Genomic DNA, 22,257 nt, shown 5'->3' with positions numbered 1-22,257 from the left:
AAATAATAGAAACTAACGAAACTATTTTTTTCAATGATAATTTTTTTGTGCAAATGCTTGATAACCTGATTACTTATGTAGATTTGAACTTAAGTCCCAAAACTTTTGCAAATGATAACGAAGAAGAAGCTTACCGAGTAAAAATCAGAGATCATCAAATGGCTAGGAATTTAATCTACTTCAAAGAAAGAAATCCAAATGCTAAAATTATTGTCTGGCTTGCCAACTTTCATGGGGCAACAAACCTAAGAGAAGTTACTTATGCAGATGGTGACCCGAATATGTATTCTAAATTTACGGTTTTCGGTGAACATGTTAAGAACAAATATATGGATAAGGTTTACAGTATTGCAACCACATCTTCTAAAGGTTTTTCAAAAATGCCTTTTAATATTGCCAGCATTGAAGAAACTAAAATTATAGCACCTCAAGAATCATTAGAATTTGAATTAGACAAACGAAAATTCAGTTTTGGATTTATTGATTTTAATGAAATTTACAGAAGCAATCCAGAAAAGCGTAATGAAACATTTAATAGCATAATGCTAGGGCATTACAATCAAAAAGGAAAGTGGTTACAGGTTTTTGATGGTTTACTTTATATAAAAGAAAACGAAATTGCAATACCAAAAGATTAAAAATACAGCATACAACAGCGCTAGCTGTAACACAACCTCCTTTTTTTAAAATAAGCTACAAAAAATATAGATTTCAACCTTTTTTGCACTGCTCCAAAAATTAAATCCTATTTGAGGGCGGTGCTTTCTAAAGTTTTTCTATTTTTTGCCCTTTGTAACTTTGGTAACATTTTTTTAAGAGAATAAAAAAGTATCTTTACAAAAAAAATAATTACGATGCGCGAAATTTTAGAGCAAGCTTATGGCTATATTTTTGAAGAAGCCTTGTTGGATGAAATCGTCCAGCTTTCGCAATACAAAAAATTTAAAGCCGAAGACTATTTGATTGAAATTGGAGATTACATCAAAACTATGCCTTTGTTGTTACATGGAGCTATCAAAATTTTGAGAGAAGATGAAAATGGAGATGAGTTTTTGTTGTATTTTTTAGAGCGTGGAGATACTTGTGCCATGACATTGACTTGTTGTATGGGACAACACAAAAGTAAAATTAGAGCCGTAGCTGAAACCGATGGTGAAATGCTTATGATTCCTGTTGAAAAAATGGAAGAATGGCTAACTAAATATAAAACATGGCGTAATTTTGTTTTTGAAAGTTATAATATTCGATTAAACGAAATGCTTGAAGCCATAGACGCTCTAGCTTTTAAAAATTTAGACGAACGCATTTTCAAATATTTGTCTGACAAAGTAAAAGTACTAGGCACTACAGAAATCACGAATACACATCAAGAAATTGCTTCAGAAATGCATACTTCTCGTGTGGTTGTTTCGCGTTTATTAAAAGGATTAGAATTAAAAGGTAAAATCAAACTTCATCGAAACAAAATTGAAGTTTTAGATTTTTAATATTAACATTAATTTTGCTAAAAGAAAAAGATGAAAGTAGAACAAATATACACAGGTTGCATTGCTCATGCAGCTTATTATATAGAAAACAATGGTGAAGCAGCCATTTTTGACCCATTAAGAGAAGTTGGCCCTTATATAGATCGTGCAACGGCTGATGGAGCTCAAATAAAATATATTTTTGAAACCCATTTCCATGCTGATTTTGTTTCAGGACATTTAGATTTGGCACAAAAAACGGGAGCTTCAATTGTTTATGGTCCTACAGCAAAACCTGATTTTGAAGCAATCATCGCTACAGATGGTCAAGAATTTAAAATCGGAAATTACACCATTAAAGCTTTACATACACCGGGTCATACCTTAGAAAGTACTTGTTATTTATTGATAGATGAAAACGGAAACCCTCATGGAATTATCACTGGAGATACCTTATTTATTGGTGATGTGGGAAGACCCGATTTGGCTCAAAAATTAGTTGGCGATTTAACAGAAGAAGTTTTAGCGGGTTACTTATACGATTCGCTACGCACGAAAATTATGCCCCTATCAGACAATTTAATTGTTTATCCCAATCATGGTGCTGGAAGTGCTTGTGGCAAAAACATGAGTAAAGAAACTACCGATACCTTAGGTAACCAGAAAAAAGTAAATTATGCACTTCGTGCCGATATGACTAAGGAGGAATTTATTAAAGAATTACTTGACGGATTGACTCCACCTCCTGCCTATTTTCCTCAAAATGTGTTGCTAAATATAAAAGGCTATGCTAGTTTAGAAAGTGTACTCAAAAAAGGAAATGTGAAATTGAGCCCAACAGATTTTAAAGCTTTGGCACAACAAACGCAGGCTATAGTCTTAGACGTGCGTCATGAAAATGATTTTGTAAAAGAGCATATTCCATCCTCTATTTTTATTGGTTTGCAAGGTCAATTTGCGCCTTGGGTGGGTGCTTTAATTCGTGATGTGCAACAACCTCTTTTATTGATTACGCCAGAGGGAAAAGAAGAAGAAACTTTAATCCGTTTATCTCGCGTTGGGTTTGATCATACTTTGGGAATTTTAGATGGTGGTATTGAAGCATGGAAAAAAGCCGGATTTGAAACAGATGCCATTGAAACAGTTAGTCCAGCCACTTTTGCACAAGATTATACTAACAAGCCTGTAATTGATGCTAGGAGACCTGGTGAATACCAAGCCGAACATATAGAGGGAGCTCAAAATATTCCATTAGATTTTATTAATGAGTTGTACCAAGAAGTTCCTAAAGAAACGAGTTTTTATATACATTGTGCGGGTGGTTATCGCTCGGTTATTCTATCCTCTATTCTAAAGGCTAGAGGGTACCACAATATGATAAATGTAGCGGAAGGAATGGCTGGTATCAGAAAAACGAATGTTAAATTAACCGCTTTTGTTTGTCCTAGCCAATTATAAATACCTATTTTTGTCTTTTATTCAAATTATTAAATCATAACAATGAAAAAAACAATTTTATTATCCTTTATTGCCCTACTTTTATTTTCTTGTAACAAGTATGAAATCAACGGATCAGTTACAGGTATAAATGATGGTACCAAAGTTATTTTATACACGCAAAACGAAATGGGTGGTCCCCAACCAATTGATACCTCTGAAGTTAAAGACGGTAAATTTGAGTTTAATGGTAAAAGTGAACTACCTGAAATTGCACAAGTTTCATTTGACAAACAAAATATAGGTTATTTACCTTTTTTCATTTTAGAAAAAGGAACTATTGAAGTAACAATCGATACTAAAAAATTAGAAAATACTAAAATTGAAGGAACACCTAATAATGATTTGTATAACCAATACAATCAAGCTAACAAAGATATTTTTGAAAAAGCGAAAAAGATTAATGAAGAAAATGCTGCTATTTTAAGCAAAGCTCCTAGTAATGACGAAGAAAAGGCTAAAGGTCAAGCCGTAGTTGAACAATTCATGAAACTTCAGGAGGAAATGAATACACGATCATTGAAATTCATTAAAGCTAATCCGAATACCTTTGTTTCTATTTTACTAACAGAAAATCTTTATTTTAAAGGAAAAATGACTGATGATGAAGCTAAAAAAGTAATTGACGGTTTAGATACAAATCTACAAAAAACTAGAAATGCCAAAAGCATCAGTGACATGATTAAAATGAATGCGAGTAAGAAAAAAAAGACTAGCGATAAATCAGCTCCAGATTTTAAAGCAAAAACACCTGATGGAAAAATAGTTTCTCTTAAAGAATCACTAGGTAAAGTAACTATTATTGATTTTTGGGCTTCTTGGTGTGGTCCATGTAGAAAAGAAAATCCAAATGTAGTGGCTTTGTATGCTGAATTACACGCTAAAGGGTTAAATATTATTGGCGTTTCTCTAGATGAAGATGCATCGAAATGGAAAGAAGCTATTGCAAAAGATCAATTAACTTGGACTCAAGTATCTAACTTAAAAGGTTGGAAAGATCCTATTGCTACATTATACAATGTAGAACAAATTCCTACTACTTTTATTCTAGATGAAAAAGGAGTAATTGTAGCCAAAGATTTAAGAGGTGAGGAATTAAAAGCTAAAGTAAAAGAACTTTTAGGGGTAAAATAATCCTTCTAAACTCCATTTAAAAAAAAATCTCCCTACGAGGAGATTTTTTTATTCTTCATTATCAATAGTTTAGAAAATATTTATAAAAATACCTGAAAAAACCTTTGGAACTTTAAAAATCTACCCTATATTTGCAACCGCTAATCAGGGCTGGGGAGATACTCAAGCGGCCAACGAGGGCAGACTGTAAATCTGCTGGGAAACCTTCGCAGGTTCGAATCCTGCTCTCCCCACCAAACTAAAGCACTTCTTTTGAAGTGCTTTTTTTTATTTGGTTATATAGCAAAAAAAAAGCATCCTTTTTATTTGATGCTTTTTTTATCCTTTGGGTCATTATTATTCTAATACAAAGCTCACGTTTACATTGCTGATCACTTCAATTTCACCCACTGCTAATGTTTCTCTCTCATCTCTTGTTTCGTTCATTACAACACCCTTTGCATAAAAAACTGGTCTTGGATAATAAGTCGATGAATTATCAGAAATTAAAATAGCTTTACCTATCTTTTGTCCAGGTAAAACAGATAAATAGTCCTCGGCTTTCTTTTTAGCATTTAACATCGCTTTTTTACGAGCCTCTGTTTCATATTGTTCTATTTTTGAAGATTTGAACTCCACTCCATCTATTTTATTGATTCCCGTTTCCATTACATCCATCATTAAAAGATCATATTTTGAAAGGTCTTTCAACGTAACAGTAATTGTTTGATTAGCTTCATAAGAGTATTTCTTTTTTTCATAATCATAATTCTTATGTAAACTCATTTGTGTAGTTTGATAATCTGAAGCAGAAATATTGAACTTTTTAATGTATTTCAACACTTTATCAACAACTACATCATTTTGTGTTTTTACTTCTTTAGCTTCTTTACCACTATTTTGAACCCCAAGTGTTATGACAGCTATATCTGGAGTAACTTTTACTTTACCCTCACCACTAATTGCAATTTGAGGAATCGTTTTGCTTTGTTCTTGGCTCAGCGATATCCAAGTGGTCATCATCGTTAAAATTAAAATGGCTTTTCTCATCATATATTTCTTTTGTTTTTTCTTATGTTAACTAGCAAACAAGAAGTGTGCCAATTATATTTTTTTTAATTTAACTAATAGGAATAGCACTAAGACTGGAATAGCCATTATGATTATGAAAATTGGATTTTGACTTAGTAATTCAGGTTTTAAAGCTAAGGTCAATACCAATCCTCCTAATGCGCCACCAAAGTGTGCGGTATGCCCAATATTATCAAATCTTCCTTTCATTCCGAAAATCGAATATGCTAAGTAAAGAACCGCAAAGACATAGCCAGGCATAGGAATAAAAAAGACCAACATTTGAATATTAGGCTCCATGATTACTGCACTGTAAATTATACCAGAAACCGCTCCAGAAGCACCAATAGCAGAATAATAAGGCTCCTCTTTATGGAAATAATACATAAAAAGACTGCCTAACACCATACTTCCAAAATAAATAAGAAAAATATTTCTGTTATCAAAATTAGCTAATAAAATAGGAGCAAAACTCCAAAATGAAAACATATTAAAGAAAAGATGAAAAAAATCGGCATGTAAAAACCCTGAGGTGAATAAACGGAATTGTTGACCTTGTTTAACTGCACCAACATTAAACTTGTATTTTTCAAAAAAATAGGGATCGTTGAACCCTTTTAGACTCACTAGAACAGTGGCACCAATAATGAAATAGGTAATTGGAATCATAATATATCGTTAATTATGCTAAAGGTACTATTTATTATACTAATTCAAAATAGTATATTTGTAAAAAATAGTTACATGCAGTTTTTACTCTATATTTTAGTATATCCTATTTTATGGCTGATTTCTATATTGCCTTTTCCTCTCTTCTATTTATTTTCGGATGTTATTTGTTTTATTGTGTATCGCCTCATTGGTTACAGAAAGAAAACGGTTCGATCCAATCTTGCACTAACTTTGCCCCATTTATCTGAAACGGAACGTAGACAAATTGAACGAAGATTTTACAGCCATATGTGTGACTTATTTTTAGAGATGATTAAATCATTAACCATATCTAAAAAAGAATTGCAGAAACGATTTCAGTTCACTAATATGGATTTATTCCATGAATATGAGCAAAAGAAAAAAAGCATTATCTTATTCTATGCTCATTATGCTAGTTATGAATGGTCCACTGCTTTAGGTACTCATATTAATATTAAAGGTTTTGGTATTTACAAAAAAATTCAAAATCCTTATTTTGATAATTTAGTTAATAAAATTCGCTCTCGATTTGATGCCGTCTTAATTGATACCAAACACGCTATTAAAGAAGTTATAGAGAATGAAGAAAAAGGGATTCAAGGAGTTTATGGCTTTATTAGCGATCAAAATCCGAAACCTAACAAAGCTCAATTATGGGATCATTTTATGGGCTATACCGTTCCTATTCACACGGGAGGAGAAATGTTAGCCCGTAAATTAGACTTGAATGTATTATATATGAAAATTGAAAAAGTAAAAAGGGGGCATTACTTGGCTACATTTATTCCTTTAACTGACGCTATTCAAAACGAACCCGAATTTGAAGTTTCTAGAAAATTTATACGGACAGTGGAACAACAAATCTATGCTGCTCCAGAATATTACCTTTGGACACATAAACGCTGGAAACACAAAAAAGAATAGCTTGTCAAAGACAAGCTATTCTTTTTTAGTGAAACCAAGCAAGCACCTGATTTTTTATACTAATAGTCGCTCCTTTATATGAGAATTCATTAGTTTTAGGGTTGTATTCATAATCACTTGCCCAACTGGTAAAGTTCTCTGCCAGTTCAATAATAGCATCACAAACATATTGAATTTCTGCTGAAGTAGTTGTAGGGTGAATAGACATTCGAATCCATCCAGGCTTTCTTTCTAAATCTCCAGAAGTAATGCTACATGTAATTTCATTTGATGTTTCTTGATCTACATGTAACAAATAGTGCCCATACGTTCCTGCACAACTGCAACCACCACGCGTTTGAATTCCAAATTTATCATTTAATAATTTTACCCCTAAATTATAGTGCAAATCATCAATATAAAAAGAAATTACTCCTAAACGATTTTGATGTTGACCTGCTAAAATAGTAATATTAGAAATAGCTCCTAAACGCTCAAAAATATAAGCTACGATTTCATGCTCACGCTCCAATATTTTTTGCACATCCATTTTCTCTTTCAATTGAATAGCTAAAGCGGTTTTAATCACTTGTAAAAAACCTGGCGTACCTCCATCTTCTCTTTCCTCAATATTATCAATGTATTTATGTTCGCCCCATGGATTGGTCCAACTAACAGTTCCACCACCAGGACAATCTGGTACGTTATTCTTATATAAGTTTTTATTGAAAAGTAACACTCCTGAAGTACCTGGACCTCCTAAAAATTTATGCGGTGAAAAAAAGATAGCATCTAAATAAGCCTCCGGATCTTCTGGATGCATATCAATAGTGACATAAGGACCAGAGCAAGCAAAATCTACAAAACAAACTCCTCCATGCTGATGCATGATTTTAGCTACTTCGTGATAAGGCGTTTGAATACCTGTTACATTAGAACAAGAAGTTATTGAAGCAATTTTAAAACTTCTATGTTCGTATTGTTTTACTAACTTTTTAAAATTTTCTAAGCAAAACAAACCGTCCTCAGTAGCTGGAATCACAATTACATCGGCAATAGTTTCTAACCAAGACGTTTGATTAGAATGATGTTCCATATGCGAAATAAATACGATAGGTTTTACTTCTTCTGGAATGGAAGTAAAAGCTTTTAAATTTTCAGATACACGTAAACCAAGAATTCGTTGTAGTTTATTCACGACTCCAGTCATCCCCGTTCCATCTGTAATTAACACATCATTTTCATTCGCATTTACATGCTTTTTGATAATATGACGCGCTTCATGATAAGCCATAGTCATAGCGGTACCAGTAACCGATGTCTCCGTATGTGTATTAGCCACAAAAGGACCAAACTCATTCATCAGTTTTTCCTCAATAGGTCTATACAAACGTCCACTGGCTGTCCAATCGGTGTAAATAATTTTTTGTTTACCAAAGGGAGATTCAAATGTTTGATTGATTCCTATGATATCCTTACGAAACGTATCAAAATAATGTTCTAGTTGTGTTGGGGTAGCTGTCTCAGACATGGTTTGAAAATTTGGGACCAAAGATACTAATTTTGGTATTTTCCTTTTCAACTTTTTATTCCATTTTTTATTAGTAATTTTGGAGTTATGTATTCACTGCTATGAAAACACCTATTTTTCAAAATCAATTTACTGATCAGCTTGTAGCTGACTCTATTTCAAACAATTATGTTCGTCTAGTTCCTGCTGCTCATTTTTCTTATGTAAGTCCTAAAATCCCTTCCCAACCTCAACTAATTCACTACAGTGAAGAAGTAGCCGAATTACTTGGATTGTCTGCCGACTATCTGTTATCTTCCGATTTTGTAGCTCTATTTTCAGGTCAGAAAACAGGAACTAATTCCAAACCTTTTGCGATGAATTATGCTGGGCATCAATTTGGTAATTGGGCTGGTCAATTAGGAGATGGCCGTGCTATTAATTTAGGCGAATTAAACCAATGGTCTGTTCAACTTAAAGGTGCTGGACCAACTCCCTATTCTAGAAGAGGGGATGGTTTTGCCGTATTGCGGTCTTCTATTCGAGAGCATTTATGTAGTGAAGCTATGTTTCATTTAGGTGTTCCTACTACGCGCTCGTTAGCTTTATTTTTATCCGGAGATGACGTGGTTAGAGATATGTTATATAACGGAAATCCTGCTTTAGAAAAAGGAGCCATTGTTTGCCGAGTGGCTCCAAGTTTTATTCGTTTTGGTCATTTTGAACTCTTTGCTTCTCAAGGAGATCTTGAACATCTTCAACAATTAGCTGACTATACTATTACTCATTATTTTCCTAACATTACTAGTTCTGGAAAACAAAAATATATTGATTTTTTACAACAAGTAGTTGATAGTAGTTTAGCCTTAGTTCTTCATTGGCAACGTGTAGGTTTTGTACATGGCGTCATGAACACTGATAATATGTCGGTACATGGCATTACTATTGACTATGGCCCTTATGGCTGGTTAGAGGACTATCATACTGACTGGACACCCAATACTACTGACCGCGAAAATCGTCGCTATCGTTTTGGTAATCAACCCGATATTATGTTATGGAATTTATACCAATTGGCTAATTCCTTATACCCTTTAATAGAAGCAACAGAACCTTTGGAAGCCGTTTTAAACTCGTTTGCTACGCAATATGAATCTCAATATTTAAAGATGATGCGAGGTAAATTAGGACTACAAATTACTAAAGCAGAAGATCAAAAATTAATTTATTCTTTATTAGATAATTTAGAACAATCAGAAACAGATATGACCATTTTTTTTCGTTTACTAGCTACTATTTCTGTTACTATCACTGCTGAAGAAGCTTTGGATCGATTAACATTTGCTTTTTATCAATTGAGCGAAATTAAGGAATTAACTAAAACACGTTGGATAATATGGTTGGAACAATATTTAGCACGATTACAAGAAGAATCAACGACAGATGCTCTCCGTAAACAACAGATGAATCAAGTCAATCCTAAATATGTCTTACGCAATTATATGGCGCAATTAGCCATTGATGAAGCCAATCAAGGAAATTATGATTTAATAAACGAACTGTACCAAGTTTTGAAAAGACCTTATGAAGAGCAACCCGAATTTGAAAAATGGTTTGCCAAAAGACCAGATTGGGCTCGAACTAAAGTAGGATGCTCCATGTTAAGTTGCAGTTCTTAAATCACAGTGAAAAGAGAAGAAATTTTGAATAAAAAATGTATATTTGATACTATTAATTTACAAATTATGATCACCGTTCAAACAACAATTAATGCCTCTTTAGCCCATGTTTGGGAATGTTTTACAAAACCTGAGCATGTCCTACATTGGAACTTTGCTTCTCAAGATTGGCATTGTCCAAGAGCCGAATCCAACTTTAAAGAGCAAGGTAATTTCAATTATACAATGGCCGCCAAAAATGAAAATACACAATTTGATTTAAAAGGTACCTTTCTTCAAATTAAAGAAGAACAACTAATAGTATATCGTTTAGAAGACGGTAGAAAAGTTAATATTAGCTTTGAGGTTGAAGAAGATGCTGTAAAAGTAATCGAAAGCTTTGAACCTGAAGAACTACATTCTCACGACCTTCAACGAGAAGGTTGGCAAGCCATTCTTCATAATTTCAAAAACTATTGTGAGCAATAATTTAGTCATGCATTTGGAAAAACTTCATTTTGAAATTGACATAAAGGCACATCCTAAACAAATATGGAATGCCTTGTGGGATCCTAATAATTATTCTACATGGTGTCACGCCTTTTGCGAAGGCACTTATTATGAATCAGATTTTAATTTAGGAAGTCGAATTCATTTTATTGCCCCTAATGGAGAAGGTATGTATGCAGATATTGTTGAAAAAATTGAAAATGAATACATCGCTTTTTGTCACATTGGCGAATTAAAAAACTATGAAGAACAACCGTTAGACGAGCATAGTTTATTGTGGACTGAAGCCGAGGAATCCTATCGCATTATTCCCAAAAATACTTTTTGCACCTTGTTAGTTACTATTGATACTCTAGAACAATATATAGACTATTTTGTCGAGCATTTTCCTAGAGGATTAGAAATAGTTAAAAAAATAGCGGAACGCGCTTAGAATAAAAAAAACCATTAAGTATAATTTTAATGGTTTTTTGTTGAATAGCTTTTATAATTGTAATTCTTTAAAACTTACTCTTAAGCTTCATTTCTATATTTTTTTGTTTCTTCAAAAATATGCTCTAAGATTTTAGCATCTTCTTCTGTAAAATCTACATGTCTCCTACTCATCACTATTTTAGCTGTTTCAAATGCTTTTTTAGTAATATAAGTGGTAAATCCAGTAGCACCACCCCAACTAAAACTCGGTACAAAATTTCTAGGGAAACCACTTCCAAAGATATTAGTACTCACTCCCACAACTGTTCCAGTATTAAACATAGTATTAATTCCACACTTACTATGATCTCCCATCATTAATCCACAAAATTGAAGGCCAGTCTTTTCAAAACGTTCTGATTCATAACTCCAAAGTTTTACCTCCTCATAATTATTTTTTAAATTTGAGTTGTTACTATCTGCACCAATATTACACCACTCCCCTAGAACTGAATTACCTAAAAAACCATCATGCCCTTTGTTAGAATAAGCAAACAACACAGAGTTATTGACTTCTCCACCCACTCTACAATGAGGACCAACAGTTGTAGCACCATAAATTTTAGTTGCTAATTTTACTTGCGCTTCTTCACCAAGAGCAAATGGGCCACGAATCACAGAACCTTCCATAATTTCAGCATTTTTACCTATATAAATAGGACCTGTTGAGGCATTAAGCGTAACAAATTCTAATTTAGCTCCTTCTTCAATAAAAATATTTTCAGGGGCAATAACGTTAACTGATTTTGGAATAGGCTGAGAAAAACGATCTTCTGTTAGTAAATCAAAATCTTCTCTAATGGCTGCATCATTTTTTTGGAAAATATCCCAAGTATGCTCAATTCGAATACACTCGTCATTAAACTCTATAATCTCATAAGTTTCAAAATCCACCTCTTGCCCTTCTTTTGTGTAAAATGCAATTACTTCATCTTCATAAAAAATGGCTTGGTTTTCTTCCAAGTTACGCACCATTTCAGCTAAAACTTGATTTGGTAAAAAAGAAGCATTGATAATCACATTCTCTTCCATTTCTACCATCGGGAATTTTTCAGATAAGTATTCCTCGGTAATTGTAGTTGTTGTATTGCCTAAATATTTTTCCCATTTTTCACGAATGGTTAAAATACCCACACGAATATCAGCTACCGGTCTAGTAAAAGTAAAAGGTAACAACGCATTACGTACGTTACCATCAAAAAGAATATAATTCATGGTTTTGTTTTTCTAAGTGAAGAGCCAAAGTTAATGGATTTGAAGTAGAAAACATAAAAAAAGCCTCGAAAAAATCGAGGCTTCTGTATGAATAGGAAATTCTATTATTTTTGGAATTTCGCGTACTTGTTTTTGAATTTGTCGATACGACCTGCTGTATCGATCAACTTAGATTTACCTGTATAGAATGGGTGAGATGTTCTAGAAATCTCCATTTTAAATACTGGGTATTCTACACCATCAACTGTGATTGTTTCTTTAGTTTCAACTGTTGATTTAGTGATGAATACGTCATCGTTTGACATATCTTTGAATGCTACTAATCTGTAATTTTCTGGGTGAATACCTTTTTTCATGATAAATCTTTTTAATTTATGATTATAACTCGTTTCGCGGCTTTTATACTGTAAAAGGTGTAAACGCCTTATAACCTTTTGTTATACTTTTTTCTAATTTGAGGTGCAAATATACTACTATTTTATGAATGTACAAGTATTGATTCTATAAAATCAAACTTTTTAGAGCATATCCAGTTTTTTTTATCCAATTATCTTTCAAAAAAGAAAAGTCTAAACAATAAACATCTATTTATAAAAAATTTAAACGTAAAATTACTTAGTAATTGATTTGAATGAAAATTAACTCACTTTCAAATTGCCTAATTGACACATAATCTGTATTTTTGCCCTCTCAATTTTTTGACAACGATTTCATTAATTGAGAATTACTTATGGAGAATAAAAAGAAAGTCGCATTCTATACCCTAGGATGCAAATTAAACTTCTCTGAAACCTCTACTATTGCTAGAGATTTTCAAAATGAAGGCTTCGAACGTGTAGATTTCGAAGAAGTAGCCGATATTTATGTAATAAACACCTGTTCTGTTACTGAAAATGCAGATAAACAATTTAAGCAAGTGGTAAAAAAAGCCATGAAATTAAATGAGAAAGCATTTGTAGCGGCTGTTGGGTGTTATGCACAATTAAAACCAGAAGAATTAGCGGCTGTTGATGGTGTAGATTTAGTTTTAGGTGCCACTGAAAAATTTAAAATTACTGATTACATTAACGATTTATCTAAAAATGAACAAGGAGAAGTCCATTCATGTGAGATTGATGAAGCCGATTTTTATGTAGGCAGCTACTCCATTGGCGACCGTACACGAGCCTTTTTAAAAGTACAGGATGGTTGTGACTACAAATGCACCTATTGCACTATTCCACTTGCACGAGGTATCTCTAGAAGTGATACTATGGAAAATGTTTTAAAAAATGCCAAAGAAATCTCAGAACAAAACATAAAAGAAATTGTCTTAACAGGAGTCAACATTGGTGATTATGGTAAAGGAGAATTTGGAAATAAAAAACATGAGCATACCTTCTTAGAATTAGTTCAAGCGTTGGATAAAGTGGAAGGTATTGAACGTTTACGTATTTCTTCTATTGAACCCAATTTATTAAAAAACGAAACTATTGAATTCGTTTCGCAAAGTAGAACTTTTGTACCACATTTTCATATTCCATTACAATCTGGAAGTAATGATATTTTAAAGAAAATGAAGCGTCGTTATCTTCGTGAATTGTATAGTGAACGTGTAGCAAAAATTCGTGAAGTAATGCCTCATGCGTGTATTGGTGTAGATGTGATTGTTGGATTTCCTGGGGAAACAGACGAACATTTCTTAGACACTTATCAATTTTTACATGATTTAGACATTTCTTACTTACATGTATTTACCTATTCAGAGCGCGATAATACAGAAGCCATCTTAATGGAAGGCGTAGTACCTAGTAATGTACGCGCAAAGAGAAGTAAAATGCTTAGAGGTTTATCTGTTAAAAAAAGAAGAGCTTTTTACGAAAGTCAGTTAGGCACGATAAGAACCGTTTTATTTGAAGGAGAAAACAAAGAAGGTTACATTCATGGGTTTACAGAAAATTATGTAAAAGTAAAAACTCCTTGGAATCCTGAGTTGGTTAACACCTTACACGAAGTAAATTTAACTCATATTGACGAAGACGGAAGTGTACGTATCGCTTTTGTTGAAGTTGAAGCATAAAAAAAGAAGCCTTGAGCTTCTTTTTTTATACCTTTATATTTTAATTCCCGGAGGTAGTAAATCTTTATAAGACTTGTTTTTTCTAAAGAATGCTACTATTTTAGTATTAGTAGGTACTACTTTATATTTTTTCTCTTGTGCAATTTCGAGTACATCTTTAATAAAATCATCTACATTTTCTTCTGCTTCGTTTTCTACAGCACACAACTTGGTTAAAAAGATTTTTCTTTCTTGTACTGCATACTCAATTGTCAATAGTCCGTTATCCGTAGTAGTTTCAAACTGTCGTAATAACTCGTTGTTTTTAATAGTAGCCATGGGTAATTTTGTATTCTATGTAAACAATTTCAAAAATGTTTTGTTATTTGTTGAAAATTTTTGCAAAATTAGTGATAAAATTAAATCAAGTCAATACCCAACTAAAAGAAATTCATTGAATTACTAAAAAGATTAACAAATTAACGTTAATTTGATGATATAATTTAATGGTATAAAAATAAAGTTATAATTTTAAACAAATTTAGAAAAGCATAATGCCTAAGATTTCTGTTTATTTTGTTCCGGGTTTAGCCGCTAGTACTCGTATTTTTGAATATATTCAATTACCTGAATCGCTCTTTGATGTGCATTATATTGATTGGATTTTACCTGAGCCTGATGATACCATTGCTTCTTATGCTGAGAGAATGTGTGCTCCCATTCCAAAAAATGTAGAGGTAGTTTTAGTTGGTGTTTCCTTTGGTGGAATAATGGTTCAGGAAATGGCATCATTTGTAAAAATAAAAAAGATAATTATTATTTCAAGCGTTAAAAGCAATCAAGAGTTACCAGCTACTATGCGTTTTGCAAAGGCTACCCATTTTTATAAACTACTACCTACGAGTTGGTTAGGAAAAATAAATTATTTAGCTCGTTATGCAAAAGGAAAAAGTGTCATCGCTAAACAAATTAAACTCTACAACAAATACTTATACATGAAGCAAACACAATATTTAGATTGGTCCATAAAGAATATTCTCCATTGGAATCGAACTGTTGCTGATTCACGTGTTATTCACATTCACGGTGATAATGACATCGTTTTTCCTATTAAACACATCAAAAACTGTATTACCCTTCATGGTGGCACACATATCATGATTATTACTAAATTTAAATGGTTTAATGAACATTTACCTCAACTTATTTTAGAATAGATTTATGTAACATTTATTACCTAACTTTGTACTTGAAACGCATAAATTTGACTATGATTATGAAAGTGATGAATAGAATAGGCTTATTAGCCTTATTAATTGTAATTGGTAGTGCTTTGATATATTCTACTACCAAAAATGTGGCTTATTCAAAATACCATAAAGATTATCCATTAGAAATGGATTTTGCAGGAGAACGAGTACCTACTAGTTTAACCGATGTAAAGGAGCGTTTAGATAGAGAAATGTCGATTAACATCAATATGAATTCTACTACGTCTTTATTAATTAAACGTGCCAATAGGGTATTTCCAATTATTGAACCTATTTTAGCCAAAAATGGTGTTCCGGATGATTTTAAGTATTTAGCTGTAATTGAAAGTGGTTTAGTCAATGCTGTTTCGCCTTCAGGAGCCAAAGGGGTGTGGCAATTTATGCCTGAAACGGCCAAAGAAAAAGGACTAGAAGTTAGAGAGCAAGTAGATGAACGATATCATTTAGAAAAATCAACTCAGGCGGCATGTGAATATTTGAAACGTGCTAAAGAAAAGTTTGGATCTTGGACAATGGCTGCAGCTTCTTACAACGGAGGTATGAGTGGTTTACAGAAACAAATTGAATTTCAAAAATCAAACGATTATTATGATTTGTGGCTAACAGAAGAAACGGCTCGTTATGTATTTCGCATTTTAGCGTTAAAAGAAATTATGAAAAATCCTGAGAAATACGGTTATTTAATTCCTGAACAAGCTCTTTATAAAAATGTAATGGTTAAAAAAATTACCGTTGATAGTACAATTACAGATTTAGCTGATTTTGCTTTAAAACAAGGAATTAATTATAAAATTTTAAAAACGCACAATCCTTGGCTTCGAGATAAAAAATTAGAAAATGCGACTAAAAAAGCATACGAGATACATATTCCAATTGAGGGATATCAAAAGTAAAAACCACTTAACATGAAAACAACCATGACCTTACAAACTGTTCTTTCGTTACTTATTATTGGAATTTTAGCCGGCGTTTTGAGTGGCCTTGTCGGTGTTGGAGGTGGTGTCATTATGGTTCCTTTAATGGTTTTATTTTTTGGCATGTCGCAACATCAAGCGCAGGGAACTAGTTTGGCTGTACTGGCTGTTCCAGTAACCGCAGTGGCCGTATATAATTATTATCAAGAAGGCCATATCAATGTTAAATTTGCACTGATTATTGCTGTTTTCTTTGTTATTGGAAGTATTCTTGGCAGCAAACTAGCCATCAACTTGGATCAAAAAATGTTAAAGAAAATCTTTGGTATTGTATTGTTGATTATTGCTGGGAAAATGTTAATAGAAAAATAAGTGATTACTATGTTAGATCCTTTTTATTAACTTAGTTTTATTTTTGTATTAAAAGATCCTCATTTTGAAAAAGAAACGAATCATTATTTCAGGTATCAATATGGTTGAAGGTGGAATTTTCACCATTCTTCACAATGTACTTAAAGAATTATCTACTTATTGTAACCCTGCAGAACTTGAACTTATTGCTTTGGTTCCATCAAAAAAAGGATTAGAATTTCCTCATATTCAATATTTAGAATTTCCTGATTCAAAAAAATCTTGGTTCAAAAGGTTGTATTATGAGTATTTTTATTTCAAAAAACTATCCCAAGAACTACAACCAGACATTTGGTTTTCATTGCATGATACCACCCCTAATGTTGTAAGTAAAAAGCAATTTGTGTATTGCCATCATCCTACTACTTTTTTTAAACCTACATGGAAAGATTGGCAATTCGATATCAAAATTGGTATTTTCCATTTGCTATATGATTATTTATTCCAATTTAATATCAAAAAAAACCATTGTGTTTTTGTGCAACAACACTGGATTAAAGATGAATTTGAAAAACGATTTGGATTGTCTAATATTATAGTCACTCCTCCTCCATTTGTTGAGCAACTAACCGAAGAAAAATATCCCTTTGATTCAGGAAAAATTCATTTTCTATATCCTAGTTTCCCAAGGAGCTATAAAAACCATGAAGTGATTCTTAATGCTATTCCCCTTTTACCTGATTTTGTTAGGGATAAAGTACAATTTCACTTCACCACAATCAAAGATAATCCGTCTAAATATGCACAATATTTAGAATCTACTTATGGTCATTTAACTTCGGTTGTTTTTCATCCAAAGGTAAATCGGAAACAATTATTAGCAATGTACAATAGTATGGATGCCTTAATTTTCCCTTCTAAAATTGAAACTTGGGGCTTACCCATTTCTGAAGCCAAAGCTTATAACAAGCCTTTATTGTTAGCAGATTTACCTTATGCTAAAGAAGCATGTGGAACTTATGATTTAGTTTCATTTTTTGACACAACAAAAACTAAAGAATTAGCTCATTTAATCACTCAATTTGTTGATCAAACTATAGTTTATTCTGGAAATTCTGTTACTTTTGATTCTTCAACAGAATTAAAGAATTGGCCAGCTGTTTTTGACTACATGCTCAACGCTTAAAAAACATATTTCAAGATGCCTTTCATTTCAGTCATTGTTCCATTGTACAACAAAGTAAGTTATATTCGAAATGCTTTGACAAGTATTATGGATCAAACTTTTACTGATTTTGAAATCCTTGTTGTAAACGATGCTTCAACTGATGATAGTATTTTTGTTGTAGAAGAATTTCTATCTGAAAAGGTAAAGATAATTCATCATGAAAAAAATAAAGGATTGGCAGCTGCACGAAATACGGGTATTAAAAATGCTACTTCAAATTTCATTACATATTTAGATGCTGACGATGTCTGGAAACCTACTTTTTTAGAACATATCTTTACCTTAACTCAAGAATTTCCTGATGCCAAAATTTTTGCAACCAATTATGAAGAAATTTGGGAAACAACGCTCAAAACACCTTTTAATGGTTCGGAGAATTTAGCCCCCAATTTTAAGGGATATATTGATTTTTTTGCTCTTAATTTAAAACAAGGGATTTATTGTCATGGTAGTGTTTGTTTTCATAAATCGGTTTTTGAAAAAATTGGTCTTTATAATGAAGACATCCAATTTTCTGAAGATTTAGATTTTAACATCAGAGCCAATTATCATTTTAAATTGGCTTATTCGAATTCTCCGCAAATGATATATTTCATGCAAACCAGTAATCAAATAACGAATAGCAGCATTAAAAACAAAACTATTCCTAACTTTGATTTGTATGAAGATTGGGCTAAAAATCTTCCCAATTTGAAAAGGTATTTGGATTTTGAGCGCTATGTTTTGGGTAAACGATTAAAAAAATGCGGTGATTCACGATGGAAAAAAGTAATTTCACCCATTCATAAAGAAAATTTGAATTGGAAACAGGCGTTTTTATTAAGTCTACCAACTTTTATGCTTTTAACAATTGATTCTATTAAAATTTTATTACTTAAATTTAACATCAAGATTTCAACTTACAATTAATGAAAATACTTTTAGTTGGAGAATTCAGTGGTTTACACAATAATTTAAAAAAAGGTCTTAATGCATTAGGGCACGAGGTTACTTTAGTAAATAATGGTGATGGTTTTAAAGATTTTCCAGCTGATGTATCCATTAAAGCCTCATTTTTTAAATCGAAATTAGGAAATATTCCTAGACAACTTTGGTATCGCATTTTTAACTTTGATTTAGCGCTGTTAGAACACGGCCTCCGATTTTGGTGGAACTTATCAAAATTCAAGAATTATGATGTGGTGCAATTAATTAACGAATGGCCTATACAAACTTCTACTGGATTAGAATATTTTCTTCTTAAAAAGTTATTCAAACAAAATAATAAGATTTTTTTATTGAGTTGTGGAGTAGACTCGTATCAAGTCAAGTATATGTTGAGCAAAAAACCAAAATATTCGGTGATGACGCCTTATCTGGAGCACCCATCTCGATATAAAAAAATATATAATTATTATTTTGATTATATACAACCTTCATTTCAAAAAATAACCCAACTCATTTATTCCAATTGTTCTGGAATTATTGCTACTGACTTTGATTACATAGATGCATTGCAAACAAATACAAAGTATTGTGGTTACATCCCCTATCCTATTGACATAGTCGAAAGTCGAAAGACAAATGATAAAAATTCAAAAATCACTATCCTATTAGGAATTAATTCTGGTAATGCGATAAAAAAAGGGATTCCTTTTTTCCAAAAAGCTTTGGAAGTCATAGAGAAGAAATATCCCAATGAAGTTGAAATACTAGTAGCTCAAAACACACCCTATTCAGAATACCAATTGTATTTTGAAAAAGCGGATATTGTTCTAGATCAAGTCTATTCATTTGACCAAGGTTATAACGCATTAGAAGCCATGTTGTTAGGAAAAGTAGTGTTTACAGGTGCAGAAACTCAATTTCTAAAATTTTATAATTTACAAGAAGATGAAATTTGTATAAATGCCCTTCCAGATGTAAACTACATGATTGAAAAATTATCCTTTTTAATAGAAAACAGAGCAAAAATCGATGAAATTGGACAAAAAGCTAAGACATTTGTAGAGAAGTATCATGATTCAAAAATGATAGCTCAAAAATATGTAGACATATATTCAAAATGAGTAGAAAATATCAATGTTTTTTAAATTTGATTTCACTTTTGATTTTTATAATCATCGCATTCTTATGTCAACTTAATATTCAAACCTATAAATTTCCAGATAGTTTTTCTTATATTTTAGCTTGTAAAGAGTTGTATTTTGATTTAAAATTAGACGATCACAGACCTTTTTTGTATAGTTTAATTTATGGAATTCCATTGCTATTTACTAAAAATATTGAATCCATTTTCTTGTGGAGTCTAGTTTTAAATATCCTTTTTTGGTTTGCGACTATCAATGTTTTATTTAAAACACTCCTATCAATAACTACAAAAAAAATAGCCTTTTATGCCTCACTTGTATTTTCAATTTGCATTGGAAATATATTTATTATCTTTCATTTACTAACAGAAACGATTTTCACTTCTACAATACTATTAACTGTTTATTATTTAGTTAACTATTCAGAAAATAAAAAAATTAAACATTTAATTTATGCCTTATCAGTGCTTATTTTAGCATGTCTAATTAAACCATTAAATTTAGGTATAGTTCTGATTTGTATTATTTTTTACTATAAAGACATTTTAAAAATAACTAAAAGTCGATACTCAATTGCTTTATATTTCAGTTTTTTACTTTTTATGATTCAACTAATTGGGATGAAACTAACCTATGGCAATTTTACATTGAGTTATATTGATAGTTCTACCTATTACAATTATTTAGGAACAAAAGCAGATTGCTTTAAAAATAATGAAGTGTTTATTCAAGGTAAAAACAAACGAGTGATGGAAACCTCAAAACTTTCACATCAAGAAATGAAAAGTTTAGCCCAAAAAGATATTTCAAACCAATTAAGGAATAACAAAGTAAACTTAATAAAAGCCTATTTTTCAAATTTATATATAAATAGTACAAAAGGAAGTGCTTCGGTTCATGGTTGCAAAAACATTAATAAAACTAATTATTTTGATTTGAGCCAGTTTCTTTTTAAAGTTATAAGTAAAATTCAAAATTGTATTTTCACCATATTCGGTTTGATTTCTTCCCTAATAGTTCTTTTCAATTTAAAAAAAATAAAAAAAGGAAACCTTATTATTGCATTAATGATACTTTACATTATAGGAATTTCTGCTATTTCAACAGATCAAGGAGATCGCTTTCATATCATTATTTATCCTCTGATTATACTTCAAATAACAAATATTATAACGAACTGGAGACAAAGGCTTTATATTCCTTAAAACTACGTATATAATCCTCCTCATCATATACTTCAGAAGCTAATACCAAACAAACGGCACCGGATGAAAAATTTTCTAATTCGCGCCAAATGCTATTCTCAATTAACAAACCTTTATCTGGACGATTTAGTGTTATAACCTCTTTCTTTTTTCCATCTTTCAACACCACATCAAAACTGCCCGAAATAGGGATCAAGATCTGCTTTAATTTTTTATGCGCATGTCCTCCTCTTTTGGCTCCACTTGGTACATCAAATAAATAATAGACCCGTTTCACATCAAAAGGAATTGTTTCATTTTCTATAACACCAATATTTCCTTTAGTATTGGTTATTTTCGGAATATCAATTAATTTAATTATCATGCACCTTTATTTTGTAATTTTTCAAATAATTTCATCCAAATTGCTCCAATTTCTTCTATATCAAATTTTTCAACACTTTTTCTTGCTCCAAGTTTACATTCATTATAAAAATCAAAATCAGTAACCATTTTATTCATTGCTTCAATCAATTTGATTTCATTTTTGTTTTCAACTAATATTCCATTAATTCCTGTTTCAATAATTTCATTTGGCCCTGATTTAAAATCCCAGGAAACAACTGGTAAATTACAATATAAAGATTCAACAATCACCATTGGAAACCCCTCAAATTTACTTGCCATAATTAAAAATTTAGCTTGCTTAAAATAGGGAAATGGATTAGAAACATGACCTTTAAAAATCACAAAATCTTGTACATTTAAATTTTGAGCTAAATTTTGAAGTTTTTGTATTAAATCTCCACTACCTAAAATTACAAGTTTTATATTTTTTAAAGGCAAAATTGATTTAGCATACAATTCAATTATAACATCCATTTGTTTAACATTACTTTCATGAAGTCTACCAGCAGCAACAATGAATTCAAAATCTAGATCTATATTATCATCTAAGGATTGATTAATTTTTGTATTTTCAATAGGATTTAAAATTACTTGTAAATTATTGAATTTAAATTCTTTAGAAACTTTAATTTGTATATTTTTCGCAACACAAATAAATTTCAAACAATTATAATACAATAATTT

24 protein-coding genes and 1 tRNA gene are annotated in these 22,257 nt (G+C 31.6%); 17 read left to right on the top strand and 8 right to left on the bottom strand.

Features of this window, described 5'->3' with window-relative positions; translation table 11 throughout:
* From QZ824_RS05725 to QZ824_RS05705, 5 genes are all read left to right on the top strand, one after another.
* Positions 1-638 (top strand): erythromycin esterase family protein (locus QZ824_RS05725; RefSeq protein WP_291275059.1); only part of this gene is annotated, 638 nt, incomplete at its 5' end.
* A gap of 216 nt (positions 639-854) precedes the next feature.
* Positions 855-1,487 carry a Crp/Fnr family transcriptional regulator gene (locus tag QZ824_RS05720; RefSeq protein WP_291275058.1) on the top strand — a complete coding sequence of 211 codons (633 nt, stop codon included), beginning with the start codon at positions 855-857 and terminating at the stop codon, positions 1,485-1,487.
* Between the two features lie 30 nt (positions 1,488-1,517).
* Positions 1,518-2,924, top strand: coding sequence for an MBL fold metallo-hydrolase (locus tag QZ824_RS05715; protein WP_291275057.1), 1,407 nt, complete (start codon positions 1,518-1,520; stop codon positions 2,922-2,924).
* Positions 2,925-2,966: 42 nt separating this feature from the next.
* Entirely contained in the window at positions 2,967-4,097 is a 1,131-nt protein-coding gene (locus QZ824_RS05710) for a TlpA disulfide reductase family protein (RefSeq protein WP_291275056.1), read from the top strand.
* Between the two features lie 152 nt (positions 4,098-4,249).
* Positions 4,250-4,333, top strand: a tRNA-Tyr gene (locus QZ824_RS05705).
* A gap of 100 nt (positions 4,334-4,433) precedes the next feature.
* On the opposite strand, the gene QZ824_RS05700 is transcribed toward QZ824_RS05705, so the two are convergent.
* On the bottom strand, positions 4,434-5,129 hold the full coding sequence (locus tag QZ824_RS05700; RefSeq protein WP_366844274.1) for an SIMPL domain-containing protein: 696 nt from the start codon (positions 5,127-5,129) through the stop codon (positions 4,434-4,436).
* Between the two features lie 51 nt (positions 5,130-5,180).
* The gene (locus tag QZ824_RS05695; protein ID WP_291275055.1) at positions 5,181-5,816 is read right to left on the bottom strand and encodes a rhomboid family intramembrane serine protease; all 636 of its coding nucleotides are present in this window, start codon (positions 5,814-5,816) and stop codon (positions 5,181-5,183) included.
* Between the two features lie 75 nt (positions 5,817-5,891).
* Here QZ824_RS05695 and QZ824_RS05690 point away from each other — a divergent pair, with 75 nt between their 5' ends.
* On the top strand, positions 5,892-6,764 hold the full coding sequence (locus QZ824_RS05690; RefSeq protein ID WP_291275054.1) for a lipid A biosynthesis acyltransferase: 873 nt from the start codon (positions 5,892-5,894) through the stop codon (positions 6,762-6,764).
* Between the two features lie 25 nt (positions 6,765-6,789).
* On the opposite strand, the gene QZ824_RS05685 is transcribed toward QZ824_RS05690, so the two are convergent.
* A complete protein-coding gene (locus QZ824_RS05685; RefSeq protein WP_291275053.1) occupies positions 6,790-8,274 on the bottom strand; it encodes an aminotransferase class V-fold PLP-dependent enzyme in 1,485 nt (494 codons plus the stop codon).
* 101 nt (positions 8,275-8,375) lie between these two features.
* On the opposite strand from QZ824_RS05685, the gene QZ824_RS05680 reads away from it, so the two are divergent.
* Genes QZ824_RS05680 through QZ824_RS05670 form a run of 3 tightly spaced genes read left to right on the top strand, consistent with a single transcriptional unit; the run spans position 8,376 to position 10,854 of the window.
* Positions 8,376-9,932, top strand: coding sequence for a protein adenylyltransferase SelO (locus tag QZ824_RS05680; RefSeq protein WP_291275052.1), 1,557 nt, complete (start codon positions 8,376-8,378; stop codon positions 9,930-9,932).
* Between the two features lie 6 nt (positions 9,933-9,938).
* Positions 9,939-10,400 (top strand): SRPBCC domain-containing protein, encoded by a 462-nt coding sequence (locus tag QZ824_RS05675; RefSeq protein WP_291275051.1) that lies wholly within the window; start codon positions 9,939-9,941, stop codon positions 10,398-10,400.
* Positions 10,390-10,854 carry an SRPBCC domain-containing protein gene (locus tag QZ824_RS05670; RefSeq protein ID WP_291275050.1) on the top strand — a complete coding sequence of 155 codons (465 nt, stop codon included), beginning with the start codon at positions 10,390-10,392 and terminating at the stop codon, positions 10,852-10,854. The genes QZ824_RS05675 and QZ824_RS05670 overlap by 11 nt, the downstream gene beginning before the upstream one ends.
* Before the next feature lie 80 nt (positions 10,855-10,934).
* On the opposite strand, the gene QZ824_RS05665 is transcribed toward QZ824_RS05670, so the two are convergent.
* Positions 10,935-12,110: a GlmU family protein gene (locus QZ824_RS05665; RefSeq protein ID WP_291275049.1), complete on the bottom strand. Its 1,176-nt coding sequence runs from the start codon at positions 12,108-12,110 to the stop codon at positions 10,935-10,937.
* Between the two features lie 104 nt (positions 12,111-12,214).
* The gene (locus QZ824_RS05660; protein WP_291275048.1) at positions 12,215-12,466 is read right to left on the bottom strand and encodes a type B 50S ribosomal protein L31; all 252 of its coding nucleotides are present in this window, start codon (positions 12,464-12,466) and stop codon (positions 12,215-12,217) included.
* Positions 12,467-12,840: 374 nt separating this feature from the next.
* Here QZ824_RS05660 and mtaB point away from each other — a divergent pair, with 374 nt between their 5' ends.
* On the top strand, positions 12,841-14,169 hold the full coding sequence (gene mtaB / locus QZ824_RS05655) for a tRNA (N(6)-L-threonylcarbamoyladenosine(37)-C(2))-methylthiotransferase MtaB (RefSeq protein ID WP_291275047.1): 1,329 nt from the start codon (positions 12,841-12,843) through the stop codon (positions 14,167-14,169).
* Positions 14,170-14,202: 33 nt separating this feature from the next.
* On the opposite strand, the gene QZ824_RS05650 is transcribed toward mtaB, so the two are convergent.
* Positions 14,203-14,487, bottom strand: coding sequence for an N-acetyltransferase (locus QZ824_RS05650; RefSeq protein ID WP_291275046.1), 285 nt, complete (start codon positions 14,485-14,487; stop codon positions 14,203-14,205).
* 215 nt (positions 14,488-14,702) lie between these two features.
* On the opposite strand from QZ824_RS05650, the gene QZ824_RS05645 reads away from it, so the two are divergent.
* From QZ824_RS05645 to QZ824_RS05615, 7 genes are all read left to right on the top strand, one after another.
* Positions 14,703-15,365 (top strand): alpha/beta hydrolase, encoded by a 663-nt coding sequence (locus QZ824_RS05645; protein WP_291275045.1) that lies wholly within the window; start codon positions 14,703-14,705, stop codon positions 15,363-15,365.
* A gap of 59 nt (positions 15,366-15,424) precedes the next feature.
* Positions 15,425-16,312 (top strand): lytic transglycosylase domain-containing protein, encoded by an 888-nt coding sequence (locus tag QZ824_RS05640; RefSeq protein WP_291275060.1) that lies wholly within the window; start codon positions 15,425-15,427, stop codon positions 16,310-16,312.
* A 12-nt stretch (positions 16,313-16,324) separates the two neighbouring features.
* Positions 16,325-16,705: a sulfite exporter TauE/SafE family protein gene (locus QZ824_RS05635; RefSeq protein WP_291275044.1), complete on the top strand. Its 381-nt coding sequence runs from the start codon at positions 16,325-16,327 to the stop codon at positions 16,703-16,705.
* Between the two features lie 64 nt (positions 16,706-16,769).
* The gene (locus tag QZ824_RS05630) at positions 16,770-17,870 is read left to right on the top strand and encodes a glycosyltransferase (protein WP_291275043.1); all 1,101 of its coding nucleotides are present in this window, start codon (positions 16,770-16,772) and stop codon (positions 17,868-17,870) included.
* Between the two features lie 15 nt (positions 17,871-17,885).
* The gene (locus QZ824_RS05625; protein WP_291275042.1) at positions 17,886-18,821 is read left to right on the top strand and encodes a glycosyltransferase family 2 protein; all 936 of its coding nucleotides are present in this window, start codon (positions 17,886-17,888) and stop codon (positions 18,819-18,821) included.
* Complete coding sequence (locus QZ824_RS05620) at positions 18,821-19,960, top strand: glycosyltransferase (protein WP_291275041.1); 1,140 nt, start codon at positions 18,821-18,823, stop codon at positions 19,958-19,960. The genes QZ824_RS05625 and QZ824_RS05620 overlap by 1 nt, the downstream gene beginning before the upstream one ends.
* Positions 19,957-21,186 (top strand): hypothetical protein, encoded by a 1,230-nt coding sequence (locus tag QZ824_RS05615; protein ID WP_291275040.1) that lies wholly within the window; start codon positions 19,957-19,959, stop codon positions 21,184-21,186. Before QZ824_RS05620 ends, QZ824_RS05615 begins: the two co-directional genes overlap by 4 nt.
* Here QZ824_RS05615 and QZ824_RS05610 read toward each other — a convergent pair.
* Positions 21,149-21,550, bottom strand: coding sequence for an FdtA/QdtA family cupin domain-containing protein (locus tag QZ824_RS05610; protein WP_291275039.1), 402 nt, complete (start codon positions 21,548-21,550; stop codon positions 21,149-21,151). The two genes, QZ824_RS05615 and QZ824_RS05610, sit on opposite strands and share 38 nt — an antisense overlap.
* Positions 21,547-22,257: glycosyltransferase (locus tag QZ824_RS05605; RefSeq protein ID WP_291275038.1), on the bottom strand; the 711-nt coding region annotated here is incomplete at its 5' end. The genes QZ824_RS05605 and QZ824_RS05610, both read right to left, overlap by 4 nt.

Origin of the sequence: Flavobacterium sp. (assembly GCF_021151785.1) — a bacterium.
Lineage (GTDB): Bacteria > Bacteroidota > Bacteroidia > Flavobacteriales > Flavobacteriaceae > Flavobacterium.
The sequence above is the reverse complement of the archived record's forward strand: the minus strand, read 5'-3'. Positions and strand labels throughout refer to the sequence as shown.

Bases quoted from the DNA above. Each gene is read 5' to 3' on its own strand.
- QZ824_RS05620 (WP_291275041.1), top strand. From the start codon at position 18,821: ATGAAAATACTTTTAGTTGGAGAATTCAGTGGTTTACACAATAATTTA.
- QZ824_RS05660 (WP_291275048.1), bottom strand. From the start codon at position 12,466: ATGAAAAAAGGTATTCACCCAGAAAATTACAGATTAGTAGCATTCAAA.
- QZ824_RS05610 (WP_291275039.1), bottom strand. From the start codon at position 21,550: ATGATAATTAAATTAATTGATATTCCGAAAATAACCAATACTAAAGGA.
- mtaB (WP_291275047.1), top strand. From the start codon at position 12,841: ATGGAGAATAAAAAGAAAGTCGCATTCTATACCCTAGGATGCAAATTA.
- QZ824_RS05710 (WP_291275056.1), top strand. From the start codon at position 2,967: ATGAAAAAAACAATTTTATTATCCTTTATTGCCCTACTTTTATTTTCT.
- QZ824_RS05695 (WP_291275055.1), bottom strand. From the start codon at position 5,816: ATGATTCCAATTACCTATTTCATTATTGGTGCCACTGTTCTAGTGAGT.
- QZ824_RS05680 (WP_291275052.1), top strand. From the start codon at position 8,376: ATGAAAACACCTATTTTTCAAAATCAATTTACTGATCAGCTTGTAGCT.
- QZ824_RS05720 (WP_291275058.1), top strand. From the start codon at position 855: ATGCGCGAAATTTTAGAGCAAGCTTATGGCTATATTTTTGAAGAAGCC.
- QZ824_RS05665 (WP_291275049.1), bottom strand. From the start codon at position 12,110: ATGAATTATATTCTTTTTGATGGTAACGTACGTAATGCGTTGTTACCT.
- QZ824_RS05635 (WP_291275044.1), top strand. From the start codon at position 16,325: ATGAAAACAACCATGACCTTACAAACTGTTCTTTCGTTACTTATTATT.
- QZ824_RS05625 (WP_291275042.1), top strand. From the start codon at position 17,886: ATGCCTTTCATTTCAGTCATTGTTCCATTGTACAACAAAGTAAGTTAT.
- QZ824_RS05685 (WP_291275053.1), bottom strand. From the start codon at position 8,274: ATGTCTGAGACAGCTACCCCAACACAACTAGAACATTATTTTGATACG.
- QZ824_RS05615 (WP_291275040.1), top strand. From the start codon at position 19,957: ATGAGTAGAAAATATCAATGTTTTTTAAATTTGATTTCACTTTTGATT.
- QZ824_RS05700 (WP_366844274.1), bottom strand. From the start codon at position 5,129: ATGATGAGAAAAGCCATTTTAATTTTAACGATGATGACCACTTGGATA.
- QZ824_RS05640 (WP_291275060.1), top strand. From the start codon at position 15,425: ATGAAAGTGATGAATAGAATAGGCTTATTAGCCTTATTAATTGTAATT.
- QZ824_RS05650 (WP_291275046.1), bottom strand. From the start codon at position 14,487: ATGGCTACTATTAAAAACAACGAGTTATTACGACAGTTTGAAACTACT.
- QZ824_RS05715 (WP_291275057.1), top strand. From the start codon at position 1,518: ATGAAAGTAGAACAAATATACACAGGTTGCATTGCTCATGCAGCTTAT.
- QZ824_RS05645 (WP_291275045.1), top strand. From the start codon at position 14,703: ATGCCTAAGATTTCTGTTTATTTTGTTCCGGGTTTAGCCGCTAGTACT.
- QZ824_RS05690 (WP_291275054.1), top strand. From the start codon at position 5,892: ATGCAGTTTTTACTCTATATTTTAGTATATCCTATTTTATGGCTGATT.